Origin of the sequence: Nocardia alni (genome assembly GCF_019038435.1) — a bacterium.
Taxonomy (GTDB): domain Bacteria; phylum Actinomycetota; class Actinomycetes; order Mycobacteriales; family Mycobacteriaceae; genus Nocardia; species Nocardia alni.
This window is the reverse complement of sequence record NZ_JAGPOX010000022.1, coordinates 44,782-69,789: the sequence shown is the minus strand read 5'-3', so window position 1 is coordinate 69,789 and position 25,008 is coordinate 44,782. Positions and strand designations below refer to the sequence as shown.

General features: G+C 67.4%; 25 protein-coding genes. 8 read left to right on the top strand and 17 right to left on the bottom strand.

Translation table 11 applies throughout. The features are described from left to right. The first annotated feature begins 19 nt into the window (after nt 1-19). The 5 genes from JZ791_RS11580 (at nt 20) to JZ791_RS11560 (ending at nt 5,100) form a co-directional block, all read left to right on the top strand. A complete protein-coding gene (locus tag JZ791_RS11580) occupies nt 20-1,021 on the top strand; it encodes an MCE family protein (RefSeq protein ID WP_256461865.1) in 1,002 nt (333 codons plus the stop codon). Further along, nucleotides 1,018-2,682, top strand: coding sequence for an MlaD family protein (locus JZ791_RS11575; RefSeq protein ID WP_216894239.1), 1,665 nt, complete (start codon nt 1,018-1,020; stop codon nt 2,680-2,682). The genes JZ791_RS11580 and JZ791_RS11575 overlap by 4 nt, the downstream gene beginning before the upstream one ends. 254 nt (nt 2,683-2,936) lie before the next feature. Continuing rightward, nucleotides 2,937-3,422 (top strand): Rv1363c family protein, encoded by a 486-nt coding sequence (locus JZ791_RS11570; protein ID WP_216894238.1) that lies wholly within the window; start codon nt 2,937-2,939, stop codon nt 3,420-3,422. Nucleotides 3,423-3,481: 59 nt separating this feature from the next. After that, entirely contained in the window at nt 3,482-3,934 is a 453-nt protein-coding gene (locus JZ791_RS11565) for a hypothetical protein (RefSeq protein WP_216894237.1), read from the top strand. Continuing rightward, a complete protein-coding gene (locus tag JZ791_RS11560) occupies nt 3,931-5,100 on the top strand; it encodes a CoA transferase (RefSeq protein WP_438804506.1) in 1,170 nt (389 codons plus the stop codon). The genes JZ791_RS11565 and JZ791_RS11560 overlap by 4 nt, the downstream gene beginning before the upstream one ends. Nucleotides 5,101-5,208: 108 nt before the next feature. Here JZ791_RS11560 and JZ791_RS11555 read toward each other — a convergent pair whose 3' ends face one another. Continuing rightward, nucleotides 5,209-5,382, bottom strand: coding sequence for a hypothetical protein (locus JZ791_RS11555; protein ID WP_216894236.1), 174 nt, complete (start codon nt 5,380-5,382; stop codon nt 5,209-5,211). A gap of 647 nt (nt 5,383-6,029) precedes the next feature. On the opposite strand from JZ791_RS11555, the gene JZ791_RS11550 reads away from it, so the two are divergent. After that, entirely contained in the window at nt 6,030-7,238 is a 1,209-nt protein-coding gene (locus tag JZ791_RS11550; protein ID WP_216894235.1) for an ATP-binding protein, read from the top strand. A 50-nt stretch (nt 7,239-7,288) separates the two neighbouring features. Here the strand turns inward: JZ791_RS11550 and JZ791_RS11545 are convergent, their stop codons facing one another. From JZ791_RS11545 to JZ791_RS11500, 10 genes are all read right to left on the bottom strand, one after another. Continuing rightward, a complete protein-coding gene (locus JZ791_RS11545) occupies nt 7,289-8,521 on the bottom strand; it encodes a vWA domain-containing protein (RefSeq protein WP_216894234.1) in 1,233 nt (410 codons plus the stop codon). Continuing rightward, nucleotides 8,518-8,673 carry a hypothetical protein gene (locus JZ791_RS11540; RefSeq protein ID WP_216894233.1) on the bottom strand — a complete coding sequence of 52 codons (156 nt, stop codon included), beginning with the start codon at nt 8,671-8,673 and terminating at the stop codon, nt 8,518-8,520. Before JZ791_RS11540 ends, JZ791_RS11545 begins: the two co-directional genes overlap by 4 nt. 227 nt (nt 8,674-8,900) lie before the next feature. After that, a complete protein-coding gene (locus JZ791_RS11535; RefSeq protein WP_216894232.1) occupies nt 8,901-9,566 on the bottom strand; it encodes an SRPBCC family protein in 666 nt (221 codons plus the stop codon). 12 nt (nt 9,567-9,578) lie between these two features. Beyond that, complete coding sequence (locus JZ791_RS11530) at nt 9,579-10,466, bottom strand: AAA family ATPase (protein ID WP_216894231.1); 888 nt, start codon at nt 10,464-10,466, stop codon at nt 9,579-9,581. Then, on the bottom strand, nt 10,463-11,050 hold the full coding sequence (locus JZ791_RS11525; protein WP_216894230.1) for a nucleotidyltransferase family protein: 588 nt from the start codon (nt 11,048-11,050) through the stop codon (nt 10,463-10,465). The genes JZ791_RS11530 and JZ791_RS11525 overlap by 4 nt, the downstream gene beginning before the upstream one ends. Further along, nucleotides 11,047-11,955 carry an XdhC family protein gene (locus JZ791_RS11520; RefSeq protein ID WP_216894229.1) on the bottom strand — a complete coding sequence of 303 codons (909 nt, stop codon included), beginning with the start codon at nt 11,953-11,955 and terminating at the stop codon, nt 11,047-11,049. Before JZ791_RS11520 ends, JZ791_RS11525 begins: the two co-directional genes overlap by 4 nt. 9 nt (nt 11,956-11,964) lie before the next feature. Continuing rightward, on the bottom strand, nt 11,965-14,355 hold the full coding sequence (locus JZ791_RS11515; protein WP_216894228.1) for an aerobic carbon-monoxide dehydrogenase large subunit: 2,391 nt from the start codon (nt 14,353-14,355) through the stop codon (nt 11,965-11,967). Further along, nucleotides 14,352-14,858 carry a (2Fe-2S)-binding protein gene (locus JZ791_RS11510; RefSeq protein WP_216894227.1) on the bottom strand — a complete coding sequence of 169 codons (507 nt, stop codon included), beginning with the start codon at nt 14,856-14,858 and terminating at the stop codon, nt 14,352-14,354. Before JZ791_RS11510 ends, JZ791_RS11515 begins: the two co-directional genes overlap by 4 nt. Before the next feature lie 2 nt (nt 14,859-14,860). Further along, complete coding sequence (locus JZ791_RS11505; RefSeq protein WP_216894226.1) at nt 14,861-15,754, bottom strand: FAD binding domain-containing protein; 894 nt, start codon at nt 15,752-15,754, stop codon at nt 14,861-14,863. A 54-nt stretch (nt 15,755-15,808) separates the two neighbouring features. Further along, nucleotides 15,809-16,963 (bottom strand): XdhC family protein, encoded by a 1,155-nt coding sequence (locus tag JZ791_RS11500; RefSeq protein ID WP_216894225.1) that lies wholly within the window; start codon nt 16,961-16,963, stop codon nt 15,809-15,811. Between the two features lie 76 nt (nt 16,964-17,039). Here JZ791_RS11500 and JZ791_RS11495 point away from each other — a divergent pair, with 76 nt between their 5' ends. Next, complete coding sequence (locus JZ791_RS11495) at nt 17,040-17,996, top strand: LysR family transcriptional regulator (protein WP_216894224.1); 957 nt, start codon at nt 17,040-17,042, stop codon at nt 17,994-17,996. A gap of 96 nt (nt 17,997-18,092) precedes the next feature. On the opposite strand, the gene JZ791_RS11490 is transcribed toward JZ791_RS11495, so the two are convergent. After that, nucleotides 18,093-19,073 (bottom strand): alpha/beta hydrolase, encoded by a 981-nt coding sequence (locus tag JZ791_RS11490; RefSeq protein ID WP_216894223.1) that lies wholly within the window; start codon nt 19,071-19,073, stop codon nt 18,093-18,095. A 131-nt stretch (nt 19,074-19,204) separates the two neighbouring features. Between JZ791_RS11490 and JZ791_RS11485 the strand changes: the two genes are divergently transcribed. Next, entirely contained in the window at nt 19,205-20,206 is a 1,002-nt protein-coding gene (locus tag JZ791_RS11485; protein WP_216894222.1) for a helix-turn-helix domain-containing protein, read from the top strand. Between the two features lie 159 nt (nt 20,207-20,365). On the opposite strand, the gene JZ791_RS11480 is transcribed toward JZ791_RS11485, so the two are convergent. From JZ791_RS11480 to JZ791_RS11460, 5 genes are read right to left on the bottom strand one after another with little or no spacing between them, the layout of a single operon-like run. Further along, on the bottom strand, nt 20,366-21,223 hold the full coding sequence (locus JZ791_RS11480; protein ID WP_216894221.1) for an ABC transporter permease: 858 nt from the start codon (nt 21,221-21,223) through the stop codon (nt 20,366-20,368). Nucleotides 21,224-21,251: 28 nt separating this feature from the next. Next, nucleotides 21,252-22,301 carry an ABC transporter substrate-binding protein gene (locus JZ791_RS11475; protein ID WP_216894220.1) on the bottom strand — a complete coding sequence of 350 codons (1,050 nt, stop codon included), beginning with the start codon at nt 22,299-22,301 and terminating at the stop codon, nt 21,252-21,254. A gap of 22 nt (nt 22,302-22,323) precedes the next feature. After that, nucleotides 22,324-22,884, bottom strand: coding sequence for a hypothetical protein (locus JZ791_RS11470; RefSeq protein WP_216894219.1), 561 nt, complete (start codon nt 22,882-22,884; stop codon nt 22,324-22,326). Further along, on the bottom strand, nt 22,881-24,050 hold the full coding sequence (locus tag JZ791_RS11465; protein ID WP_216894218.1) for a DUF3500 domain-containing protein: 1,170 nt from the start codon (nt 24,048-24,050) through the stop codon (nt 22,881-22,883). Before JZ791_RS11465 ends, JZ791_RS11470 begins: the two co-directional genes overlap by 4 nt. Before the next feature lies 1 nt (nt 24,051). Then, the gene (locus JZ791_RS11460) at nt 24,052-25,008 is read right to left on the bottom strand and encodes an amidohydrolase family protein (protein ID WP_216894259.1); all 957 of its coding nucleotides are present in this window, start codon (nt 25,006-25,008) and stop codon (nt 24,052-24,054) included.

Genomic DNA, 25,008 nt, shown 5'->3' with positions numbered 1-25,008 from the left:
GGCCCTGCTGTGTGGAATCATGCTGTGTGCCATGGCATCCGGCTGTCAGTGGAGCGGGTTGAACTCACTGCCGCTGCCCGGGACGAAGGGGCACGGACCCGGCAGTTACCGGGTGATCATCCAGATGCCGGACGCCACCACCATCACACCGAATTCTCCTGTGCTCGTGCACGATGTGGAGGTCGGTTCCATCACGTCGATCACCACCGAGGACTGGCACGCCCGGGTCACCGTGACGCTTGATCGCGGTACTGTCCTGCCCGCCAACGCCACCGCCCAGATCGGGCAGACCAGCCTCCTGGGCGCCACCCACATCGAACTCGACTCACCGCCCGACCCGCAGGGCAGGCTCGGCGACGGCAGTGTCATCCCGTTGCGACGGGCCGGCGACTACCCCACCACCGAGCAGACTCTCGCGGCATTGGCCGTGGTGCTCGACGGTGGCGGACTGGGAAACCTGCAAACCATCATCACCGAGACGGACAAGGCCATCGGCGGACATCAGGGTTCGGTGAACACCGTGATCGACCAGTTGAATACGCTACTGGGCCAACTGGATTCACAGCGGGCAGCCATCACCGCCACGCTGGACAATCTGAACCGCTTCGCCGCGCAGCTTTCCGATCAGAACGGCACTCTGGGTAAGGCCGTCGCCGCCATAGGCCCGGCGCTCGGAGTGCTCGCCCAGCAGCGCCAGGACCTGACCGACGCCTTCGCCGCGCTGACCCGCTTCGGTGACGCCGGGACCACGCTGATCGACCGGACCCAGGGCGATCTGCGCGAGACCCTGGCCGATCTCGTGCCGGTTCTGCGGAAGGTCTCCGAGACCGGTGACGATCTGATCGCCAATCTCAATCAGCTCGCCACCTTTCCCTTCCCGCCGATCCTGGTCTGCAACGGCATTCGCGGCGACTATATGAACCTGTGGGCCGAGGCCGATCTCACCCTGCCGAGCCTGCAGCAGGGCCTGCTGTTCGGTACCCCGTTCGCCGCACCGCCCGCACGCGGAGCCGGCCGATGATCACCTCTCGCCTGGTCCGCATCCAGTTGATCATCTTCGTGATCATCGCGGTCGTGTCCACCGCGTTCACCGGCGTCTACTATCTGCGGATCCCGGCCGCGCTCGGCATCGGCCACTATCGCGTGGTGGTCGACCTGCCCAGGGCCGGCGGCCTATATCACGACGCCAACGTCACCTACGACGGGTACACGATCGGGCGCATCGACTCCGTCGATCTGACGCCGGGCGGGGTCACCGCCACATTGTCGCTGGTCGATTCGGTGCGGGTGCCCGCCGATCTGACGGCCCGGGTGCGCAGCGTGTCGGCCATCGGCGAGCAGTACGTCGATCTGCAACCGAGGGTCGGACATGGGCCGTTCCTGCGCGACGGGTCCACCATCCCGGTCGATCGCGTGCGGGTCGCCGACCAGATCGGTCCCATTCTGGACCAGACCCGCAGGATTCTGGCCTCGCTCCCGCCGGACACCCTGCACACGGTGCTCGATCAGGCATCACGCGGATTAGCCGGCGCCGGAGGGGATCTGGCGACCCTGCTCGACTCCACCACCGCGTTCGTCGATGCGCTGGCAGCCAACGGGGACGCCCTCACCACGCTGGTGCGGCAACTGACCCCGCTGCTGAATACCCAACTGGTCTCGAGCGACGACATCCGTTCCTGGGCAGCGAATATCGCCGACCTCACCGCACAGCTGCACACCGTCGACCCCGCCCTGCGCGGCATCCTGCAACGCGGTCCCGCCGCGGCCGACACCGCCGACCAGCTGTTCCAGCAGCTGTCCCCCACACTGCCGCTGCTGCTGGCGAATCTGACCACCACCGGCCAGGTCGCGCTGACCTACAACCCCGCCATCGAGGAGATCCTCGTGCTGCTGCCGCCGATGATCGCGGCGCAGAACACAACCGGGCTGCGCGGCGCGGCCGACGGCGGCGCCCGGGTCATATTCGCCATGGAGGTCCAGGATCCACCGGCCTGTACCGCCGGATATCTGCCCGCGAGTCAGCGGCGCCCGCCCACCGCCGACGACAGTCCGGACACCCCTTCCAATCTGTATTGCAATGTGCCGCACAACTCTCCGTTCGCCGTGCGCGGCATGCGAAACATCCCGTGTCTCAACAATCCTGGCGTGCGCGCGGCCAGCCCCGATCAGTGCCTCAACGGTGAGCTGCCACCCAGCGGTGACAACGGTCCCGCTGACGTGGGCCCCGCACCGACGGCCGCCGGTCCCCCGCCAGCAGACGGCCCCGCAGCCGCCGGTTCCCCGCCAGCAGACGGCCCCGCAGCCACCGGTAACCCGCCAGTGAACGGCCCCACAGCCACCTATCCCGCGCCGACGAATAGCCCCGCAGCGGCCGATCCCTCACCGGCGAACGGCCACGCAGCCACTGGTCCCTCACCAGCGAACGGTCCCACAGCCGCCGGTCCCGTGCCAGCGAACAGCCCCGCAGCCACCTATCCCCTAGCGAGCGGCCCCACAGCCACCTATCCCGCGCCGGTGAACAGCCCGGCACCCGCTGGGGTCGCCCGCTATCTTCCCGGGAGCAACGTATACCTCGCCCCCGATGCAAACGCATACCGCCACATCGATATTCACCCGTCAGCGAACCAACCAGCCAACCAGGATCCGGCATGGACATCACTGTTGACCGCCCCGCTCCCCTGACGGCCGATCCCCCGGCGGCCATCCCGAGTACACCTTCGTCACTACGAAGGCGCGCTACTCGACCGACCGGGCCACCGGCGGGGTCCACCGATCAGTCGAGCGTCGAAAAGCGCATTCGCACAACGCGATCCGATTCCGCAAAGTCCACCGCTACCGAGGAATCCGCAGAGTCGACTCTCCCGCAGCGTGAGCCGATACACCTGCCGCGACCGAATTTCGCCCGGCTCGGTCTGAGACGCACCATCTTTCGCATCATGGCGGTCGCGATCGCCGTCGTCGCACTGGCCGCCGCCTGCATCGTGGCCGTTCTGGCACAACGCGATCACGGGCGAACCCACTCCGCAGCACAGCATCAGGCCGCCGTCATCGACACGGCCCGGCGCGCGGTCACCGATCTGATCAATATCGACAAACGCACAGCCGCCGCGGACTTCTCCCGCCTCAGCGCCCTCGCGGCACCACCCTTCACGGACGAAATACACAACCAGACCATCGATTTCGTGAAAACCGTGCAGGACTCGGACGTCCTGTCGACCGGCCAAGTCCTCGCCGCCGGCATCGTCACGGACTCTGGCGCCGCGGCGCCGAACGACGGCTCGATCACCGTCATCGTCGCCGCGGACGCGAAGGTGACCAACGCGCAGAACCAGCAGCAGCAACCGCGCGCCTACCGATTCAGCGTGAGAGTAAAAGTAATCGGCGGCGCACTGAAGGTATCCGATGTGGAGTTCGTGCCATGACCGAGCAATCACAGCTTCTTCGCCGTATCCGAAAGATCTTGCGGCTGACCATAATTCCATTGACAACCGCCATCATCGTCGCGGTCACGGTGGTCGCCGTGCTACTCGTGCGGGAGAACCAGCGCGAGTCCGCCGTAGCGGCCGCGCGCCGCGATGCGCCACCGGCGGCCACGGACACCGTCACGGCGATGCTCAGTTACAGCTCCACCACGGTCGACAAGGATCTCGATGCCGTGCGGGGACTCACCGGCTCGTTCCAGGATCAGTACCACGCCTTGGTGGACAAGACGATCGTCCCGGTGGCCAAGGAGAAAGGCGTGAGCACCAGAGCGCGGGTCGTGTCCACCGCGGTCCTGTCGGCCTCGGCCGGCCGCGCGACGCTACTGATGTTCATCGACCAGGTGACCATCAGTACCGCCGTGCCGACACCGACCACGACGTCCAGCCGGGTCACCGTCACCGCCGAACAGGATGACGGGCACTGGCTCATCAGTGATATGACACCATTGTGACGATACGAGAAGCAACACAGCCGCTGAGCGACGCACGCATCGTGGAAATCTCCAGTTTCGTGGCCTCGCCGCTGGCAGGGATGACGTTGGCGCAGCTCGGCGCGGACGTCGTGCGGGTCGATCCGATCGGCGGCGCTGCCGACTGTCATCGCTGGCCGCTGACCGACGAGGGCGAGAGCATCTACTGGACCGGGTTGAACAAGGGTAAGCACTCGGTCACCGCCGACCTGCGCACACCCGCCGGACAGCAGCGCGTCACCGATCTCATCGTCGAGCGCGGCATCCTGCTCACCAATACCGCCGGCCGCGACTGGCTCGACTACGACAGGCTCGCGGCGCGCAGGCCCGACCTGATCCGGCTGGAGATACTCGGGCGCGCGGACGGTTCGGCGGCCGTCGACTACACAGTCAACGCCGCAGCCGGCTTTCCTCTCGTCACCGGCCCCGCCGACCACGACGGCCCGGTCAACCACGTACTGCCCGCATGGGACGTACTCTGCGGCGTCTACGCCGCACTGGCGATCACCGCAGCACTGCGCCACCGCGACGCGACCGGCGAAGGCAGCCGAATCACCCTCCCCCTGGAGGATGTCGCGCTGGCCACAGCCGGCAACCTGGGTTTCCTCACCGAAGCACTGATCTGCGGACGCGAGCGCCCCCGCCTGGGCAACGGCCTCTACGGCCAATACGGCCAGCACTTCACCAGCGCCGACGGCATCGCCTTCATGGTGGTCACCTTGACCCCCAGACACTTCCGCGACCTCACCGAACTAACCGGCCACACCGCGACGATAACCGCCCTGGCCGAAGCCCTGAACGCGGACTTCACAGACGAAGGCACCCGCTACCAGCACCGCGACCTACTGACAGCGCTCTACACCCCCTGGTTCCGCGACCACACGGCCGAACAGATCTCCACCGCCCTGGCCGCCACCTCGGTCCTCTGGGAGCGCTACCGCACCTTCCACGAAGTCGCGACCGACCCCCGCGTCACCGACAACCCCCTATTCACCCCACTGAAGCAACCAGGCATCGGCGAGTACCCGGCCCCCGGCCTACCCATGTCGGTAAACGGTGAACACGTCGCCGCCCGCCCCGCCCCACAACTGGGCGAACACACCAATTCCCTACTGGGAGAACACACCGAGCCGTCCCACGACTCATAGGGCCACGAGGGCTACTCTTCGAACAGGTCGCTGCTCCGAGGGTGCCGCATGCACATCACCGATGAATCATCCGCGGTGAATTCGACCCAAAGTGCCTGGCACAGGTCACTAACCGCCGTAGAGGCGGATGAAGTCCTGGGTCGGATCGACAGCGGGCACCGTGTAGTTCGACGAACTACCGTCCGTGTGGGTTTCCTCGACGTAGTGGTCAGGTTCGGCGGGCAAGCGGCGCCATCGGGCGCGTGGATCATCAACCTGCCCGCGGTGACTGTCCGACGACATGATGTCCCCCTCCAGAATCGTGTCACCACATACTACCCGCAGTTACACACCCGGTAAGGCATCCGTCACGCCACAGACCAAGCCGCGCGCGAGGTTTCAGGGGCGCAAGATCTTTCCGTTCGGCGAGCCCCGAACCCCGCGACGTACACCGCGGCGACGTCACGCACCGGCGTTCCGCCCGCCTCATCGCGCCCCAACGTCTCGACCACCCACCCCGGACTGACAACGTTGAGCTGTGCGCGGGCATCAGCGCATAGCAGTACGGCAGCCATCACACCGGTCGCGACACGGGACACCGCTGTCCGCTAACTGCCAGACTGGAGCAATGTACTATCAGCGCCATATAGCCGATCGTTCACTCCCGCTCCAGGGAGGGACGGTCGGTTCTCTCTTTGCGTGCCTCCTTTATGACGGGCCATAAACAGGGCGAAGTCAGCGATGGTATCGAATCGACAACGCGGAGTGTCGGCGGCCAGATGACCATGGATTGCCCGTCTGGATGACCGCCAGAATACCGTCCAGATGACCACACGAATGTCGCCAGATGACCACCGGCACGGCGTCCAAATGACCACTAATCGGCAGTCTTATGCAAGAATATCCTGGTGAGTGAGTCCGATCTGGTCCCTCGGCGAGCCGAAGAATTGGTGGCCGACGCACTGTCCGACACCCGCGTCGTGCTGGTCAACGGGGCGCGTCAAGCGGGTAAGAGCACCCTTACGCGGCTTGCCGGCGCGCGGCGGCCCGACACGGTACTTCGACTTCTCGACGACCCGGCGACGCTGCAGGCCGCACGGGACGATCCCACGGGTTTCGTCGATCACCCCGGATTGATGATCATCGATGAGATCCAGCTCGCAGCCGAACTGCTGCGCCCCATAAAGATGATCGTCGATCTCGACCCCACTCCAGGCAGGTTCCTTCTTACCGGCTCATCGCGAGTGCTTGCGCTACGCACCTTGCCAGACGCCCTCCCTGGCCGGATGGAAGTCATCGAGCTATGGCCGTTCTCGCAGGGCGAGATTCACGGACAGCCTGATCGATTCATCGACGCCGCATTCCAGCATGGGCCTGATATCAATCATGATTCGACCTGGCGACGTCGGGACTATCTGGAGCGAGCGGTCATCGGCGGATTCCCGGAAGCCGTTCGACGCAATCCTCGTCGTCGCGCGGCGTTCTTCGATTCGTATCTACAGACCCTTGTTGAACGAGATGTGTTGCAACTGGCCAGTATCGAGCGGCATGGCGAGCTGCTGAAGCTGTTGGCCCTGCTGGCCACTCGCCTCAGCGGTCTGCTGGTCGCGGCTACGGTGGCCGGTCAGTCCGGCATCCCACGAACCACGCTCGTTCGATACCTCGAACTGTTGCAGTCGGTGTTCTTGATCAAGACGATCCCGGCATGGTCGCCAGGGCCGACTTTCAGGGCGATCGGCACTCCGAAACTGGCATTCGTCGACACAGGGATCGCCTGCCATCTTCTCGGACAAGACCCCCTGCGGCTCGACGAACCCGGGGGTGCGGCAGGCCCCGTGCTGGAGAATTTCGTCGTGATGGAACTGGCTCGACAACTCACCTGGTCGGAACAACGCGCTCGCCTGTTCCACTACCGAACCAAAGACAAGCTCGAAGTCGACGCGGTCATCGAGACTCCCGATGGTCGCGTCATCGGAGTGGAGGTCAAGGCCGGTGCGACCGTGCGAACCGAGGACCTTGCGGGACTACGCAATCTCGCAGAGCATCTAGGTGACAAGTTCGTGGCCGGTTATGTCCTGTACACCGGTAAGCAGACCTTGCCTTTCGGTCCGAAACTTCGAGCGGTTCCCATCGATGCGCTGTGGCGCCTCGCGCCGTGACGTTCTGTACTCCCGGCGACCGGAACAATGCGGTCCGGGCCGATCATCGCTCACGACACGATCGGCTGCCGATCAATCCCCGGTCCGGTGTGCCACGGAGGCGCCGACAGCAATGACTGGATCGCGGCTAGATTGTGCGCGGGGAGCAGTGCGTCGCAGTAGGGCAGGGCGGCGGCCATCGCCGCGGTGGCGGGGCGGAAGCCGGGTTCCGCGGCGCGCGGGTTGATCCACAGCACCCGCCAGGCGCGGCGGTGGATGCGGGCCATCGCGCGGGACAGGATTTCTGGGGAGTCGCTGTCCCAGCCGTCGGAGGCGATGACGACGATGGCGCCGCGCAGTGCGTTGCCTACCGGATCCGACAGGAGCCGGGCCAGGCTGCGGCCGATGTGGGTGCCGCCGTAGCGGTCGTGGACGCGGACCTCGGCGTGGGCGATGGCGAGTTCGGGTGAGCGGTGGGACAGGACCGCGGTCAGCCTGGTGAGTTCGGTGGAGAAGGCGAATACCTCTGGGCGATAGCGGGTTCGGCGCTGGGCGACCGCGCGCATCAGGTGTAGGTAGATCGTCGAGTACGGTCGCATGGAACGGCTCACGTCGCAGATCAACACCATTCGCCGAGGGTGCCGCCGGGGACGCGAGCGCACCGGTGCCAGCAGCTCGCCGCCGGTCCGGCCGGCGCCACGCATCGTCGCCCGCAGGTCTATGCGGCTCCCGTGCCTATTGTTCTCCCGGCGTCCTGTCGTTCGCCGCGGCCATCGCACGGCCGTCCGTTCGAGCCAGCTCCCCAACGCCCGCAGTTCGTCCGGGTCGAGCCGATCGAAGGGGTCGTTCGACCGTGCCGCCAACCGGCTCGGCAGCACGTCGGGATAGATGCTCCGCAGGTCGGCGGCGTTCTCCTGCGGCACCGGACGCGGTGTCGCCCACGGCAGCTCGCCCGCAGCCGCCGGACCGGACGGCGCGGGCCGCCGCCCGGACGAGTGCGACGCCGGTCGTTGTGGCAGCTGCCCGGAACGACGACCCGCCGGATCCAGGCCGAGCACCGCATCGGTGAAGATCGCGGCGAAGACGGCGTCGAACGCGGCGAGATCCTCCATCCGGTCCACGAGAGTCAGCCGGGCGGCCCAGTAGAGGTCACCGCGAGTAACCGGCGGCATGTGATGCAACGCCTCGACGAACAGCGCCGGCCCGCTGGGCGCCACGGCCACCCCACCCCCACGCAACCGCGCCACCAGTGCGACAGCCACCGCGGCCAGATCCACACCACGCAACAACACGGCCCGGCTCATCGCCGCCCCCACTCGAAAACGGCCCCGAGAACAGGGCCCAGCGCCAGACCCGCCAGACCGACCAGATCCAGCGCCACAGCGTCCCTGCCACCGCGCAACCATGCCAGCAGCGCGACAACCACCGCAGCCGGACCCGTACCGCGAGCCGGCACGACCCGGCTCATCGCCGACGTCGCGCGAGGACGACCATTAACACGACGCCAAGAGCGAGCACCAACCTCCACAGCATCACCCAGCCCGTCAGGCCGACCAGGTGCAGCGCCCCAGCGAGCAGTGCCGTTCTCCACTGGGTGCCACGGCTGTCGCCTCAGCGCGCAGTCGCGCCACCAACACGACAACCACCGCACCAGATTCATCCCGTGCGACAACACGGGCCGACTCATCGCCGACGACGCACGATGACTAGCACCAGCAGCACAACGAGCGCGACGCCGAGGGCTGGAGCCATCTTCCGCAGCACTGCCGGGCCAGCCAAGCCGACCAGATCCAGCGCCTCGGGTTCGGCCGGGGCAATGGATCGAATCGTCGCGCCGGGGTCCGGTCGTGGAGCGACGGTTTCTGTTTGCGGGGCAATGGTTTCCGTCGAATCGGCCGGGCGGTTGTCCGCGGCGAGTTCAGCCTCGAGGGAGGTGACGAACTGCCCGAGGAGTTTCTCCGAGACCTGTTGCAGCATGCCGCTGCCGAACTGGGCTAGCTTGCCGACGATTTTGAGGTCGGTGTCGACTTGTACCCGGGTTTTGTCGCCCTCGGGGTACAGCTGGGTGGTGATGGTCGCGGAGGCGTTTCCGGAACCGCGGGATTCCCGGCCGCGGCCATCGATGACCACACGATGCTGCAATTCGTCGCGGTCGACGAAGTGGGCTTCGCCGTTGAATTCGCTGGTGACCGGCCCGACTTTGACCTTGATCCGGCCGAGGAATCGGTCGCCGTCCCAGCCTGTCATCTGGGCGCCGGGCATCAGTGGGACCACCTGTTCCAGATCAGTGAGCGCCGCCCAGGCGCGGTCGAGCGGTGCGCTCACCGTGAATTCGTTCGCGATCTTCATCGCGGTCTCCTCTCATGCGGTGCCGGTGTCCGGCGTGTACTCGGCGAACGCCGACTGGACCGCGACGCGATCGTCGGGTGTCTTGGCCAGCGCGCTGAGCCCGGCCGCCGCCCGTGGATCGACCAGGGCGGAGACTCCGAGCATGACCAGTGCCGCGATCCAGTCGATGGATTCGGCCACTCCGGGCGGCTTGTCCAGGTCCAGACCCCGGACCCGGCCGACGAATCCGGTGGCATGTTCGATCAAGGCATCACCGGCCCCGGGCACCGTGCGGCGCACTATCGCGGCCGCCCGCACCGGATCGGGGTAGTCGATCCAGTGGTACAGACAGCGCCGGCGCAGCGCATCGTGCAGGTCCCGGCTGCGGTTCGAGGTCAGTACGGTGATCGGCGGGCACGCGGCGGCGAAGGTGCCCAGTTCGGGCACCGTGACCGCTGCCTCCCCGAGAAATTCGAGCAGCAGGGCCTCGAATTCGTCGTCGGCACGGTCGATTTCGTCGATCAGCAGCACCGGCGGCATCGGGCCGGTATGCCGCACGCACCGCAGGATGGGACGTTCCACCAGGTTCTCCACGGTGAACAGGTCCGACTCGGTGAGGGTATCCCCGCGAGCCTCGGCCAGGCGGATGCTCAACAGCTGACGCTGATAGTTCCAGTCGTAGAGCGCCTCGGCTGCTGTCAGTCCCTCGTAGCACTGCAGCCGGACCAACGGGGTATCCAGCACGGCGGCAAGGCTTTTCGCGGCGGTCGTCTTCCCCACCCCGGGCTCGCCCTCCAGTAGTAGCGGACGTCCGAGCGAGGTCGCCAGGAACAACGCCGCCGCGGTACCGGTGTCGAGCAGATAGTTCTCGGCGTCGAAGCGGGCGATCACATCCTCGGCGTGCTGGAACGGCCCCTTCATGCCGACTCCGCTGCCAGCAGGCGCCGGTAGTCTTCCCAGGTGTCGACGTCGAGAGGAACGCGGGCGTCGATTTCGAGCCTGCCCACCTCGACCCGGCCCGATTCGACCAGCTTCCACACCGCCTTGTCGCCGTGCAGCGCCGCCAGATCCGCGAAGACGCTGCGCCTCAGCCAGAATGGATGCCCGTCACCGTCACGGTAGTGGCACACCACGATCGGCGCACGGTCACGCACGTCGAGCAGTGCCCGCACGGTACGAACCGGCAGCTCCGGCTGATCGCCCAGCGCCAGAACAATTCCCGCCGCATCGGGGCGAACCGCCGGCAACGCCGCGCGCAACGACGCCGCGCATCCGGCGCCGAACTCCTCGACCTGCACCACCTCGAACCCGGTAAGATCCACGCTCTCTCGCACCGACCGAGCCGCGCCGCCGAGAGTCACGATGTTCTGCGGCAGTCCGCACCGTCGCACGGCCGCGAGCGTGGCACCCAGCAACGTCGTATTCCTATACGGCAGTAGCTGTTTCGGGCTTCCCAGGCGGCGGGAGGAACCGGCCGCGAGCACGACCGCCGTCACCGCCGTCATGAGTTGGCACTCGCCACAAGGAACGACGTACGACAGCCCGGCCCGCAGAACCAGTGGTCGATACCGTCGACCTCGGCGTGGATGGTCTGCGGCCCGATGACGACAGTCATACCGCAGACCGGATCGACCGCCCCCTCGGGCGCGGGCACCGTAGCCGGAACCGCCCCCTTACGAATGCCGTGCACCAGTTCGGCGGCAATGGACACCGCGATCTCCGCGGAGGTCTTCGCCCCGATCGGCAGCCCGACCGGCGTATGCACCCGGGCGCGCTCGGCATCGCCGAGCGCCAGCTGATCGAGCACCGACGCACCCCGAATCCGGCTGGCCACCAACCCGATATAGCCCACCCCGGCATCGAGCGAGGCCCGAATGATCTCGGCCTCCGGCCCGCCGTGGCTCGCGATCACCACCGCCGTGGGCGGCGAATCCTCCGGCGCCTCATGCGAACCCGACGCCCCAGGGCGGAAAGCGCCGGGATCGGCCCGCCGCACCCCGAAACCCAGGAACTCGCAGAGCTCGGCCAGCGCGCCCGCGATCGGCGCGGCGCCCCAGATATCAATCTGGGGCGCCGGAAGATTCGGTTCCAGGAAGATCTCGAGCGCACCTCCCGACAGGCAGGGATTCACCACCACCGCCGCACCGGGCGCCTCCGGGAAATGCAGATCCCCGTCGGGCAATACGCGCAACAGCACGCTCTCGTTGGACTGCAGCGCGCCCAGCGCCGCCTTGCGCACGGAGGTCTGCGCGCACTGGCCGCCGACGAATCCCTCGATCGTCCCGTCCGCCAGCAGAATCGCCTCGTCGCCAGCGTGTGCGGAGGTCGGCTGCTGGGCGCGCACCACCGTGGCGTGTACGAACGGCGTTCGCGCCCTGACCAATTGCTGTGCGCGCTCACTGACCTTCATCGCTGCCTCTCAGATGGGGGGAGTCGGACGCCCCTGCATCGCCTCCCACACCCGCGACGGCGTCAACGGCATATCGGCGTGCCGAACCCCGAAGGGCGCAAGCGCGTCCACCACCGCGTTGACCACCGCCGCGGGCGATCCGACCGTCGCCGACTCGCCGATTCCCTTGGCCCCGATCGGATGATGCGGTGACGGCGTCACGGTGTATCCGGTCTCGAAGTGCGGCACCTCCAGCGCGGTCGGGATCAGATAGTCCATCAGCGATCCGCCCAGGCAGTTGCCGTCCTCGTCGAAACCGATGAACTCCATCAGCGCCATGCCGATCCCGTCGGTGATGCCGCCGTGCACCTGCCCCTCGATGATCATGGGGTTGATCCGGGTCCCGCAATCGTCGACGGCCAGGAAGCGGCGCACCTTCACCACCGCGGTGCCTGGATCGATGTCCACCACACAGAAGTAGGCGCCGTAGGGATAGGTGAGATTGGTGGGGTTGTAACAGATTTCGGCGTCCAGCCCGCCCTCGATCCCCTCCGGCAGATCACCGGCGCCGTGCGCGCGCATCGCGATGTCCTGGATCGTGACCGCGGCCGACGGGTCGCCCTTGACGTGGAAGGATCCCTTCTCCCACTCCAGATCCGCCACCGAGACCTCGAGCATGCCCGAGGCGATGATGCGGGCCTTGTCCCGCACCTTGCGGGCCACCAGCGCGGCCGCCGCGCCCGATACCGGGGTCGATCGGCTGCCGTAGGTGCCCAGCCCGAACGGCGTCTGATCGGTGTCGCCGTGCACCACATCGATGTCGTCCGGCGGTATGCCGAGTTCCTCCGCGACGATCTGCGCGAAGGTCGTCTCGTGTCCCTGGCCCTGGGTCTGCACGGACAGTCGCACCACGGCCTTGCCGGTCGGATGCACCCGCAGTTCGCACCCGTCGGCCATGCCGAGGCCCAGGATGTCCATATCCTTGCGCGGGCCGGCGCCGACGGCCTCGGTGAAGAACGACATGCCGATGCCCATCAGCTCGCCGCGTTCGCGCTTGTCGCGCTGTTCTTTTCGCAGATCCTCGTAGCCGATCATGTCCATCGCCAAGCGCATGGTGGTGGCGTAGTCGCCGGAGTCGTAGACCCAGCCGGTCTTGCTCTGATATGGAAATTGCTCGGGCCGCAGGAGATTTCGCAATCGCAGGTCGGCCGGGTCCATCGCCAGCTCGTGGGCCAGGCAGTCGACGAGCCGTTCGACGAAGTACACCGCCTCGGTGATCCGGAAGGAACACGCGTAAGCGACGCCACCGGGCGCCTTGTTGGTGTAGACCGCCGTCATCTTGCAGTAGGCCGCCTCGATGTCGTAGCTGCCGGTGAAGACGCCGAAGAATCCGGCGGGGTATTTCACCGGGGCCGCGGTGCCGTTGAACGCGCCGTGATCGGCCAGCACGTTGGTCCGGATGGCCAGGATCCGGCCGTCGGCAGTCGCGGCGATCTCGCCGAGCATGATGTAGTCGCGCGCGAAGCCGGTGCTGGTGAGATTCTCGCTGCGGTCCTCCATCCATTTCACCGGCCTGCCCAGCAGCAGCGAGCCCACGATCGCGCAGACGTAGCCGGGATAGATCGGTACCTTGTTGCCGAATCCGCCGCCGATATCGGGCGAGATGACCCGGATCTTGTGTTCGGGCAGTCCCGCGACCAGCGCGTAGAGCGTGCGATGCGCGTGCGGCGCCTGGCTGGTCGACCACAGCGTCAGCTTGCCGGTGACCGGATCCAGGTCGGCGACCGCGCCGCAGGTCTCCATCGGCGCGGGATGCACTCGGGGATAGACGATTTCCTGCCGGACCACCACGTCGGCGCGGGCGAAGACGGCCTCGGTCGCGGCGGCGTCACCGGTCTCCCAGTCGAAGCAGTGATTGTCGGTCTTGCCCTCGAGGTCGTCGCGGATGAGCGCGGCATCGGGGGCCAGCGCGGTGCGCGCGTCGACCACCGGCGGCAGCGGCTCGTATTCGACGTCGATCAACTCCAGGGCGTCCCGCGCCGAATACCGGTCCTCGGCGACGACGAACGCCACCTCCTGGCCCTGGAAGCGCACCTTGTCGGTAGCCAGCACGGCCTGCACATCGTTGGACAGCGTGGGCATCCAGGCGAGGCCCTTCGCGGCGAGATCGGCACCGGTGACAACCGCCTTCACCTTCGGATGCGCCTGGGCCGCAGTCACATCGACGCTCACGACGCGAGCGTGCGCGAACGGTGAGCGCAGGATCGCCAGGTGCAGCATGCCGGGCAACTGCACGTCGTCGACGTAATTGCCGCGACCGCGGATGAAGCGCGGATCCTCTTTGCGCAACATCCGGCCGTGACCGCACGGCTTGTGGTCGTTGTCGACCACATCCTCCGGACGGGGCGCCACGGCGGTCATGACGCGCTCCCGACCGTTTCGGGGGCCGCCGCGCCGGATTCACCGCGCTCTCTCGCGGCGGCCCACTGGATCGACCGGACGATCGTGGTGTACCCGGTGCACCGGCAGATCTGGCCGGAGATGGCCTCCCGGATGGTCTGCTCATCGGGGTTCGGATCGCGATCCAGCAGCGCCCGCGCGGTGATCATCATGCCGGGGGTGCAGAATCCGCACTGCAGGCCGTGGCACTGCATGAAACCTTCCTGTATCGGATCCAGTTGCCCGTTCGACGCCAGCCCCTCCACCGTGCGCACCTCGTGCCCGGAGGCCATGACGGCCAGTACGGTGCACGATTTCACCGGCTCGCCGTCGAGGCTCACCACACAGGTCCCGCAGTTGCTGGTGTCGCAACCCCAATGAGTTCCTGTGAGCCGCAAGTGGTCTCGCAGAAAGTGCACCAGCAGTATCCGCGGCTCCACGTCCGCCGATACCGGCTCACCGTTGACGGTCATGTTGACCTGCATGATTACTGTCCTTCTCGTTCACCGGCGGCGCGGGCCCGCGCGACGGCGCTGCGGACCGCGCGCATCGTCAGCTCCGTGGCCAGATGCCGCTTGTATTCCGCACTTCCGCGCATATCCGAGACCGGACTGCACGCGGCGCCCGCCCGGCGGCCCACCTCGGCGATCGTGGTCTCGGTCGGTTCCTCGCCAACCAATTCCCGGCTCGCCGCGAGCAACGCCGCGGTGTCCGGATTCGCCGCGGTCAGCCCGATTCCGGCGTCTTCGACGGTTCCGCCGCGAGCGAGTGTCACCCGCGCGCCTGCCGCGACGATCGCCCAATCCCCGACCCGGCGTTCGACTTTCGCGTAGGCACTGGAAGTCCGCGCGCGCCGCGGAATCTCGATCCCGAGCAGCAATTCGTTGTACGCCAGCGCGGTTTCGTAGGGACCCACCAGGAAATCGCGCATCGCGATACGACGGGTACCTTCCGGCCCGCGGATTACACAGGTGGCATCGAGCACCGTGCAGACCGTGGTGAGGTCCTCCGCCGGGTCGGCCTGACACAGCGAGCCACCGACCGTGCCGCGATTGCGCACGACCGGATCGGCGATCACCCGCTCGGCATCCCGAAAGATCGGGCACACCGCGGCGAGTTCCTCCGATTCCAGCGCCTGCCGGTGCCGCACCAGCGCGCCGAGGCGCACCCGGGTCGGTTCGACCTCCAGGTAGCCCAGCTCACCGGCCAGATCGTTGATGTCGACCAGGTATTCCGGGTTGGCCAAGCGCAGCTTCATCATCGGCAGCAGGCTGTGTCCGCCGGCGACGACACGGGCGCCTTCCCCCAGCCGCTCCAGCAGGCCCACAGCGTGTTCCACACCCGTAGCGCGTTCATAGTCGAATGGTCCGGGAACTTGCATGTGACACCTCACAAAACCGACCGGATTTCAGTGTCAGCCTGCTCCTTTAGCTGGTCAAGAAGGGGTTAAGCGTTCACTTAACCGCTCCGCCGCGTGGTGGATCCGGCCACCGGTCTCGGCGAGCGGGCGGCCCGCGCCACCCCAGCGCCGGGCGATGATCTCGGCCGCGATCGATACCGCGGTCTCCTCCGGTGTGCGGCCGCCCAGGTCGAGGCCGATCGGACTCGCCAGCCGGGCCAGCTGGGTCTCGGTCAGACCGGCCGCACGCAGCCTGGCCAGCCTGTCGTCGTGGGTGCGCCGCGACCCCATGGCGCCGACGTAGCCGATCTCGGGCGCGCGCAGCGCGACCTCCAGTACGGGAACATCGAACTTCGGATCGTGGGTCAGCACGCAGACGACTGTCCTGGAATCTATTGCACCGGAGGCGATCTCCTGCGTCAGATACTGATGCGGCCATTGCACGACCACCTCGTCGGCGGTCGGGAACCGGGCGGCGGTGGCGAATACCGGGCGCGCGTCGCACACCGTCACCCGGTAGCCCAGGAACGAGCCCTGCCGCGCGAGTGCCGCGGCGAAGTCGATGGCGCCGAATACCAGGAGACGTGGGCGGGGTGCGTGTCCGGACACGAATACCGTCATTCCCTCACCGCGGCGCTGACCGTCGGGACCGTAGGTCGTCGGCGCGCTGCGTCCGGCGGCCAGCAATCCGCGCGTGTCGTCGGCCACCGCGTCGTCGGCACGCGCGGAGCCGAGCGTTCCCGTGACACGGTCCGGCCGGACTATCAGGCGCCTGCCGACCCATCGGGCGTCCGGATGGGCGACCACCGTCGCGATCGCGACCGGGCGCCCCGCGCCGATATCGTCGGCGATCGCGGCCAGCTCCGGAAAGCCTTGCCGCGAGACCGGCTCTGCGAAAATGTCGATGATGCCCCCGCAGGTGAGACCCACAGCGAACGCGTCGTCATCCGATACGCCGTAGCGCTGCAACGCCGGCCGTCCGGTGCGGGCCGCCTCGCCGGCCAGTTCGTACACCGCGGCCTCGACGCAGCCGCCGGATACCGAACCGCTGACCGTACCGTCGGGAGCCACCACCATCGAGGCTCCGGGCGGGCGCGGCGCCGAGCGGAACGTCCGAACCACCGTCGCCAGACCCGCGGTCTCACCGGCCGACCAGATCCGCATCAGATCGACGAGCGCATCCTCGTGCATTTCGCGCCTCCACACACCGGCACCACCCCGTCGAAATTCAAGTATCACCCCCGCGTTGCCAAAGTAGTCTTCAAAGGTGACTCCCGCTCAGCTCCGGGCCTATTCGGCCGTGGTGCTGCACGGCTCGGTCCACGGCGCCGCACAGCAGCTGGGCATGACCGATGCCGGTGTCTCCACGCATGTCGCCCAGTTGCGTAGGGAGCTCGACGACCAGCTGTTCACCCGCACCGCCTCCGGCCTCGCCTTCACCCCGGGCGGACTGCGCTTGGCCAGCCGCGCGATCGAAATACTCGGATTGCAGCGCCAGACCGCCATCGAGGTCGGCGAGGCATCGCGCGGGCGACGACTGCTGCGCATCGCCGCCTCCGGCACCTTCGCCGAACACGCGGCCCCCGGCCTCATCGACCTGTTCGCCGGCCGTGCCAAGGACCTGTCGGTCGAGCTCAGCGTCCACCCGACCTCGGCCTTCCGCACCCTGATCAAATCCCGCGCGGTCGATATCGCCCTGGGCCCCCGCGGTGACAGCGCCGACCCGGAACTGGCGACCCTGCCCTTCCTGAAATACCAGATCATCGCCGTCACCCGCCCCGACAGCCCTCTGGCAGGCACCGTCCCGACCCCCGCGCAGCTCCGCGATGCCGACTGGATGCTCGGCCCCGCCGCGGGCAGCGCGGACGGCACCATCGCCACCATGCTGCGCACCCTGCACGTCCCCGAATCCCGCCAGCGCATCTTCCAGAGCGACGCCGCCGCACTGGAAGAACTCCGACACCACGGCGGCGTCACCCTGACCATCGGTTTCGCCGTAGCCACCGACCTGGCAACCAAACAGCTCATCCACCTCACCGCCCCCGGCCTGCAATCCGGAAACGAATGGTGCGCACTGACTCTCGCCACCGACCAACGCCCACCAGCCGTCTCCGAACTGCTCCGATTCATCACCACCCCCCGCTGCACCCAAGCCATGATCCGCGGCTCCGGCGTCGGAATAACCCGCTTCCGCCCGAAGATTCACGTCACCCTATGGAGCTGACCAGCGCCGCACCGGCTTCCCGGCACGAATTCCATTGTCCCGCATGCCTGTTCGTGCGTCTCCAGGCCGCCGTGCCGAATCGTCGCCTGCCTGTACTCAGGCTCGTTCGGCAGCGGGCCGGTCGCTCGGGGCCGGGCCGAGGGCGCGGCGGAGGGCGTTCATGCGGTCGGCGGACATTCGGCGGCTGATGGCGGCGTCTCTGACCATTTCCGAGCCGTGGAAGGTGCCTCGGTAGTGGTGGAGTTCGGTGCTTACTCCGGCCGCCAGGAGGCGTTGGGCGTAGGTGAGGCCCTCGTCGCGTAGCGGGTCGAATTCACAGGTCGAGACGAAGGCGGGAGGGAGGCCGGTGAGGTCGTGCGCTCGGGCGGGGGCGGCGTATTGCAGGCCCAGTTCGTCCGGGGTGCCGGAGAGGTAGTATTTCCAACTCCATTCGGCCGCAGGGCGATTCCACAGCGGGGTGTCGACGAAGCGCTGCATCGACGGGGTGTCGAGGCGATCGTCGAGTTCGGGGATCTCGAGCTGCTGGAAACACAGTGCCGGGCCTTGCCGATCTCGGGCGAGAAGTGCGACAGCGGCAGCCAGTCCTCCGCCGGCGCTTTCGCCGCCGACGGCGATCCGCGCTGGGTCGACGCCCAGGTCCTCGGCGTTGGCGGCGAGCCACTTCAGGGTGGCGTAGCAGTCCTCCAGTCCGGCTGGGAACGGATGTTCCGGCGCGAGGCGATAGTCGGGGGCGACGACGATGGTGTCGCAGGCCGCCGCAGTGTCGACCGCCGACTGCTCGAAGGTGTCGAGGTCGCCCAGGACGAATCCGCCGCCGTGGATGTGCACGTATCCGCTGCGAAGTCCGTTGCCCGCCTTTGTCATCGCGTAGACGCGGGCATACACCTCGGTCCCGTCGTGGCCGGGAATGCGTACCTCGCGAATCTCCAGGCCGTCCGGGACCTGCACGGGCGGAAGCACGTTGGACAGCTCGCCGATCCCCGCCCGGACCGCGCTCATATCGGCCAGGTCGATCTTCGGGAGCATCGACAACCAGGGCAACAGCTCCGGGTCGATCGCGTATTCGTTATCGGTCATATCGGCGGCCTCTCCATTCGTGGAACCGTTCCAGCATGCACGAGCGCACCGGCGCCGGGCAGCCGCCGGATGGCGGGGATCCGTGGCGCGAATTCCGCCGCGCGGCGGGAACACACCGGTAGCCTCGATTCATGAAGGGCCTGTTGTTGCGGCTGTCCGGCTTGGACTCGGACGCCGAGAGCGCCGTGCGGGTGATCGGATTCTTCGACGCGCTCATGAGCAGTAAGGCCGACCTGAACGCACTGCTGCGCAATACCGCGGCGCTGGCCGAATGCCCGGTCGGCATCCAGGCGGCCGGGCGTGGGCTGATCCTGCGGGCCGACCCGTCGGGCACGATCGATGTGCACGAGCCGCCGCCCCGCGCGCAGATCCGGGTCTCCGGCGATGCCTCGTTCTGGCTGGCCCGCCCCGCCGGCACGGTGGCCTTCGACGAGATGGTGCTCGAACGGCTGGCGCTGTCCGGCTCGATCCTGCTCGACAGAACCGTGAATACCCTTCCTTCCCTGGGAGATTCGGCCCTCGTCGAGCTGGTCGTCTCCGGCTCGGCCGGTATCGCCGAGCGCTCGCGCGCCCTGCATCTGCTCGGCGTGGGCCCCACCTCTCTACTCCGAGTGGCCGTCTCCACCCGTCCCCTGTCCACCCCCGCTCTCTCGGCCCCGATCGGCGACCACGTGGTGACCCTGCTCCCGGCGGACGCCCCACCGATTCCCCTCGACGGCCAGCGATTCGGCCTCGGCCCCGCCCTCCCGGCCATCCAGGCCACCGACTCCTGGCGAGACGCACGCACCGCCCTGCGCCTGACCACCCCCGAACACCCCCTGGTCCGCGCCGACGACCTGGGCGGCCTCCTGATCCTCGCCGAACGCCTACGCCCCCAGGACATCGCCGGCTCCCCCGACGTCGCGGCCCTGGACCGCATAGCCGCAGAACCCGGCGGCCCGGACCTCCTGACCATCCTGTACGCCGTATGCACCACCGACTCGATCCGCAAGGCCGCCACCCTCGTCCACCGCCACCACAGCACGGTCGCCTACCGCCTGGAACAGGCCGAATCCATCCTGGGCTTCCCCCTGGACACCCCCCACAACCGCTTCCGCCTCCACCTCGCCCTGATCATGCGCATGCTCAGATAACCCGCCGTCCTAATTGCGCCCGCCCGGGCCGTGGTCGGCGTGGCAAATCCACAACACGATCGCGCTCCCCTACGCCGACGAGCAGCAGATGCGCACCCTCCATCCGGCGCAGCCGTGGACGTGTCGGCCGTGTTCACCACACAGGCTGGTCGTCGTGGGTCACGAACGGGAGCGGACCTTCTTCTTCCGCGGTGTGAGACCCAGCCGGGCGAGTGCGAACTTGTCCAGCTGGGTCAGTAATCCGTTGAGCAGCAGGGTCATCACGACCAGTACGATCAGGCCCGCGAACTCGCTCGGCGCGTCCAGTGCCATGGCGGCGTTGAACAGTTCGTGGCCTACGCCCTGGGTGGAGGCGATGAATTCGCCGCCGATGACGCCGAGGATCGCCAGCGGCCCGCCCGCCTTCAGCGCGGCGAAGAACGGTGACACGAGCGTCGGGATGGTCACGTATATCAGCGTGTGGAATCCGCGGCCGCCCATCAGCTCCACGATCTCCACGAGTTGCTGTTCCCGTTGGCGCAGTCCGAGATAGAGGTTGTAGAACACGACGAACGCGACGCCGATCGCGGCGATCGTGATCTTCGACCACACACCGATGCCGAAGAACAACAGGAACAGCGGGGCGAGCGCGATCTTGGGAATGCCGTTGATCGCGGCGATCAACGGTTCCAGAATCCGGCCCGCGACCGGGAATGTGCCGAGCACCAGCCCCAGCACCGTGCCGAGCGCGACGCCGAGGCCGAATCCGACGGCGACCTCGATCGTGGTGGTCCAGATGTCCAGCCACCCCGACGAACTCGCCAGTACCTTCCACAGCGCCACCGCCACCTGGGTCGGTTCGCTGATGGCGTAGGTGGGTATCAGCGTCCCGCTGACCAGTTGCCAGACGGCGAGCGAGACCACGATCACGCCGAGTCGCGCGGCCACGATCCGCCCGTTGCTCCAGCCTTTCCTGATCCGGCGTCGTGGTTCGGCGCCTGCCGCCACGCTGACCGAATTTCCGGTCGCTGTCACCATCACGTTTCTCCTTTGATCCGTAGCGGCGTCACCGCGGCAGGTACTCGTTGGTCCAGTTGCTTCGCGGGATCGCGGCGCTCTTGGGGACGGCGTTCGTCGAATGGATGAACTTCAGGCTGGTGTTCCACCCGTCGGCGCTCATCCCGCCGTCCGCGGGCCAGTCCACCTGCCGCAGGCTCGCCAGCAGGACCGAATCGTCCAGGCCGGAGAACGTCTGCTTCACGATGCCCACCACATCGGCCTCGTGCCCGCGGATGTACGCGGTGCCCTGCTGGACCGCCTGCACGAACCGGCGCACCATCCCGGCGTTCTTGCCGGCGTAGTCCTGCCGCACCGCGACGATCTGGCCGTACCCGGTATTGGCCACCGACCACCCGGGCACCGTGTCCGGCCCGGCCACGACGATCCCGTCACCGTCGGCCTGCACCGCCAGTGGAGTGGGTTCGGAGGTGACGAACCAGTCGATCTGGTTGTTGCTCAGCGCCGCCTTGTCGGCCGCCGGGCTCGGCAGCGACGCGTACCGGATGGTGTTCGGCGAAACGCCATACTCTCGCAGGAAGATTCCCGCCTGCCCCTTCGTGGTGGCCGAACTCGCGCCGCCCACCGATCCGCGCAACGCCTTGGCCACATCCGCGGGCGGGGTGTCTGCGGTGAGGTGGTGCGCCTGTGCGAATTTCGTGCTGACGATCAGGCCCAGCGGTGAGCCGGCGCCGTCCATGTGCACGGCGAGCTGCGGGATTTTCCGGTTGACGGCGTTGATGAACGCCGTCGGACTGGAGTTGAGGAACTGCACGGAGTCCGATTCCAGCGCGGCGGCGCCGAGCGACGAGGGCAGGTCGACGAACTTGACCTTCAATCCCGCCGCGCGGAAGTACCCCTTCGCGTCGGCCACTCGCACCGGCGCGTCGAAGATCGTGTTGGCGACGCCGACGGTCACCGTCGTGAGACCGTCGGCGTCGCCGGAACCGCAGGCCGCGAGCAGACCCGAGCACAGTGCGAGCACCACGGGAAACACGGTGCCCAGGCGGACGATCCTGGATCTCGGACGTCGTCGCCTCGTCATATCGATGATGGCCATGAGGCCGGCCTTTCGTTGTGTTTCAGCCGCCGAGCCGCGACGCCCGAACGCCGAGCGCCCCGCACGTGCGCTCGATCAGTTCGTCGAATTCGATAGGGCGCGAGAGTAGATCGTGCTCATATGCCTGGCGTGCCGCATCCGTCACCGGCCCGCGTAGCGCAGCGAACCCGACCGGGTTCACCTCGACCGGGGCCGGGGCCGGGCCGGTAGCCGCGGCGGCCTCGCTCAGCGCGTCGTAGAGTGCCAGGACCGTCTCCGGATGCTCCGCAGCGGCCGTCACGCGCACGCCGACGACATGGTTTATCGGCCCGAATTCCTCTGCCGCATCCGGTGATTCGGGAATCTCGGCGGCGATCCGGCCGAGCGCCGTGACCGGCAGCAGCGCCACCGGCTCGCCCGCCGCGATCGCCCGCAGCAACGTCACCACGGGAATCTCGCACACATCGATGGGCTCGCCGGCGACGAAGTCGCGGGCGGCCTTGTCCACGGGCGTGATCTCGAGTCGTTCGAACTCCGTGCCCACCCTGATGATCGCGGTCCCCGCCACGGCGGCGAGATCGTCCCGCTTCAGTACGACCCTCATCGTCCGCTCCTCGGTTCACCGTGTCCGTGGTGGTGATGATGGCGCTCGTGGTGCTGGCGCAGCAGATCCGCGCCGTAGTCGTTTCCGTTGGGCGTCCGCACGATCGTGTGGATGTGCCGGCGCGTGGGCACGTCGTTGTCGTACATGACGCCGGCCTGATGCTCGAACTCGATGAGGATCACCGGGCTGTGCACGCGGTAATAGAAAACGCCGTCGGCGTCGCCGACCCACCCGAAGTGGGTCTCGTCGGCGTGCGCGAGCACCTCGTCCCGGCGTACCTTCGCGTGGCCGGGATTGGCGCGGCCCACGTACAGGTCGAGCAGGTCGACCGCCATCGCGTGCTGGTCCTCGGTGAGCTCGCCGAACGGGATGCCCGCGTAGTTCAGCTCGAAGTTGTCCCGGAACGCGCCGACGAACAGGTCCTCCGGCAGCCCCTCGGCGATGGTCGCCTTGCGCTGTCTGGCCGGGTCGAGGCCGGCGAACAGCCGTTGCCCCAACGCTTCCTCGGCACGGAACGCCGTGGTGCCCGCGAATTTCCCACCCTCCGCGACCACCGGCTCGGCACCGAGAAAGCTCGGTGTGAGCACCATCTGGTCGCCGACGAAGACGCAGTTGACGCACACGTGATGCCCGTCGAGCTGCCAGCCCCACGGCCGCCCCTGCCCCGGTTCGCCGTACACGCTGAACCAGTACAGCCATTCGTTGAGCTCGTCGGTCTCGCCGCGCAACTCCCCGATGGTCAGATTGAGCCGCATCAGATCGATCATCTGCTGATATCCGGCGTCACTCAGACTGCGGCGCAGCACATCCAGCGCCAGCTCACGCTGGTGCTCACCGAGGTCCTCCAGGCAGATTCCGTGCCGCAGGAAGTACCGAGCGCCGTTGCCCCAGTGCCGCCACGACACGTCGTGCATCGGAAACCGTGCTTCGGCAAGCTGTTCGGGCTTCAGGGCCGCGAGATAGTCCACCGCGGCGCGACGGATGCCGGTGATGTCGACGCCCGTACTCGTCAGCGGATACAGACCGCGGCGCAGACCGCCCTTGGTGGACAGACCGCGGAACGGGATGGCCGCGCTCTGCACACGCCATTCGATCTTCGCCAGCAGATCCGGAGTCCACAGCGCGGGCCGTCGGGTCGGCGGGCTCCCTCTCTTACGTAGTCCCATGTCAGAGGTCCTGTCCGTGCGCGGTGCGTGCGAGCTCGTCTATCCCGTTGCGCGGCAGTCGATCCAGGCGCGGGAATACCCGCAACGCGTTAGCGCCGTAGATCGCCGAGCGGTCGTGGTCGGAGATCGAGTCGATGGAGTCGAGGATCGCCTTCGCGTCGTCAACCCGGCGGTCCGCGCCCCCGGTGTCGGCCATGTCCGAGACGAGCAGCACATTCTCGGCGGGAACGATGTCGATGAGCAGTTCCATTTCGCGCTTGTCCTGAACGCCGGTTCCGAAGAAGACGTTGCGTGGCAACGCTTCCCCGAGCGGACGGCCCTGAGACGGCATTCCGCCGCCGTGCGGCAGGATCAGCCGCAGCGCCGGGAAATCCGCGAACAGCGTGGACCCGCGCAGCTGCGCCAAAGCCGCTGCGTCATCGCCGAGAACCGTTGCGGGCACGTCGAGTTCGACCATCTTCTCGTAGAGCGGGTAGTAGACCTCGTCGGTCGGCGGCGGCGCCTGCCGAGAGCCGTCCGAAAGATCTGGCTCCAGCAGGCAGCCAACGAATTCCAGCTCCGTCACACACCGCTCCAACTCTTCTGCCGAGCGGCGGATCGATGACTCGAGCGCGTCACCGGATGTCTGCGGAAGTCGGCACACGCCAGCGAACCGGCCCGGAAACAGGCCGCACACACGGGAAATGAGCTCATTGCTCACTTCCGCCCACTGCAGGTTCGTGATCTCGTCACCGCTATGGCCGAACGTATCTGGACCGAGCGACAGCAGCGTCAGATCGATACCGCGCCCGTGTCCGCCCCGCTCGATCGCGGCAACGATCTCCTCGTCGTCGTCCACGATGAACTCATTGGGCAGCACCCGGAACCGGGAGGACTCGAAGGCCCTGATCTGGCGTTCACGCCACTTGCCGAGCGCCCGCGGAGCCGTCGTGAAACGACCGTGAGAGTCGATGATCAT

Excerpts from the sequence above, each read along its gene's own strand:
- JZ791_RS11580 (WP_256461865.1), top strand. The coding sequence starts at position 20 with ATGCTGTGTGCCATGGCATCCGGCTGTCAGTGGAGCGGGTTGAACTCA.
- JZ791_RS11575 (WP_216894239.1), top strand. The coding sequence starts at position 1,018 with ATGATCACCTCTCGCCTGGTCCGCATCCAGTTGATCATCTTCGTGATC.
- JZ791_RS11570 (WP_216894238.1), top strand. The coding sequence starts at position 2,937 with ATGGCGGTCGCGATCGCCGTCGTCGCACTGGCCGCCGCCTGCATCGTG.
- JZ791_RS11555 (WP_216894236.1), bottom strand. The coding sequence starts at position 5,382 with ATGTCGTCGGACAGTCACCGCGGGCAGGTTGATGATCCACGCGCCCGA.
- JZ791_RS11545 (WP_216894234.1), bottom strand. The coding sequence starts at position 8,521 with ATGAGCCGGGCCGTGTTGTTGCGTGGTGTGGATCTGGCCGCGGTGGCT.
- JZ791_RS11535 (WP_216894232.1), bottom strand. The coding sequence starts at position 9,566 with ATGAAGATCGCGAACGAATTCACGGTGAGCGCACCGCTCGACCGCGCC.
- JZ791_RS11530 (WP_216894231.1), bottom strand. The coding sequence starts at position 10,466 with ATGAAGGGGCCGTTCCAGCACGCCGAGGATGTGATCGCCCGCTTCGAC.
- JZ791_RS11525 (WP_216894230.1), bottom strand. The coding sequence starts at position 11,050 with ATGACGGCGGTGACGGCGGTCGTGCTCGCGGCCGGTTCCTCCCGCCGC.
- JZ791_RS11520 (WP_216894229.1), bottom strand. The coding sequence starts at position 11,955 with ATGAAGGTCAGTGAGCGCGCACAGCAATTGGTCAGGGCGCGAACGCCG.
- JZ791_RS11515 (WP_216894228.1), bottom strand. The coding sequence starts at position 14,355 with ATGACCGCCGTGGCGCCCCGTCCGGAGGATGTGGTCGACAACGACCAC.
- JZ791_RS11510 (WP_216894227.1), bottom strand. The coding sequence starts at position 14,858 with ATGCAGGTCAACATGACCGTCAACGGTGAGCCGGTATCGGCGGACGTG.
- JZ791_RS11505 (WP_216894226.1), bottom strand. The coding sequence starts at position 15,754 with ATGCAAGTTCCCGGACCATTCGACTATGAACGCGCTACGGGTGTGGAA.
- JZ791_RS11500 (WP_216894225.1), bottom strand. The coding sequence starts at position 16,963 with ATGCACGAGGATGCGCTCGTCGATCTGATGCGGATCTGGTCGGCCGGT.
- JZ791_RS11490 (WP_216894223.1), bottom strand. The coding sequence starts at position 19,073 with ATGACCGATAACGAATACGCGATCGACCCGGAGCTGTTGCCCTGGTTG.
- JZ791_RS11485 (WP_216894222.1), top strand. The coding sequence starts at position 19,205 with ATGAAGGGCCTGTTGTTGCGGCTGTCCGGCTTGGACTCGGACGCCGAG.
- JZ791_RS11480 (WP_216894221.1), bottom strand. The coding sequence starts at position 21,223 with ATGGTGACAGCGACCGGAAATTCGGTCAGCGTGGCGGCAGGCGCCGAA.
- JZ791_RS11475 (WP_216894220.1), bottom strand. The coding sequence starts at position 22,301 with ATGGCCATCATCGATATGACGAGGCGACGACGTCCGAGATCCAGGATC.
- JZ791_RS11470 (WP_216894219.1), bottom strand. The coding sequence starts at position 22,884 with ATGAGGGTCGTACTGAAGCGGGACGATCTCGCCGCCGTGGCGGGGACC.
- JZ791_RS11465 (WP_216894218.1), bottom strand. The coding sequence starts at position 24,050 with ATGGGACTACGTAAGAGAGGGAGCCCGCCGACCCGACGGCCCGCGCTG.
- JZ791_RS11460 (WP_216894259.1), bottom strand. The coding sequence starts at position 25,008 with ATGATCATCGACTCTCACGGTCGTTTCACGACGGCTCCGCGGGCGCTC.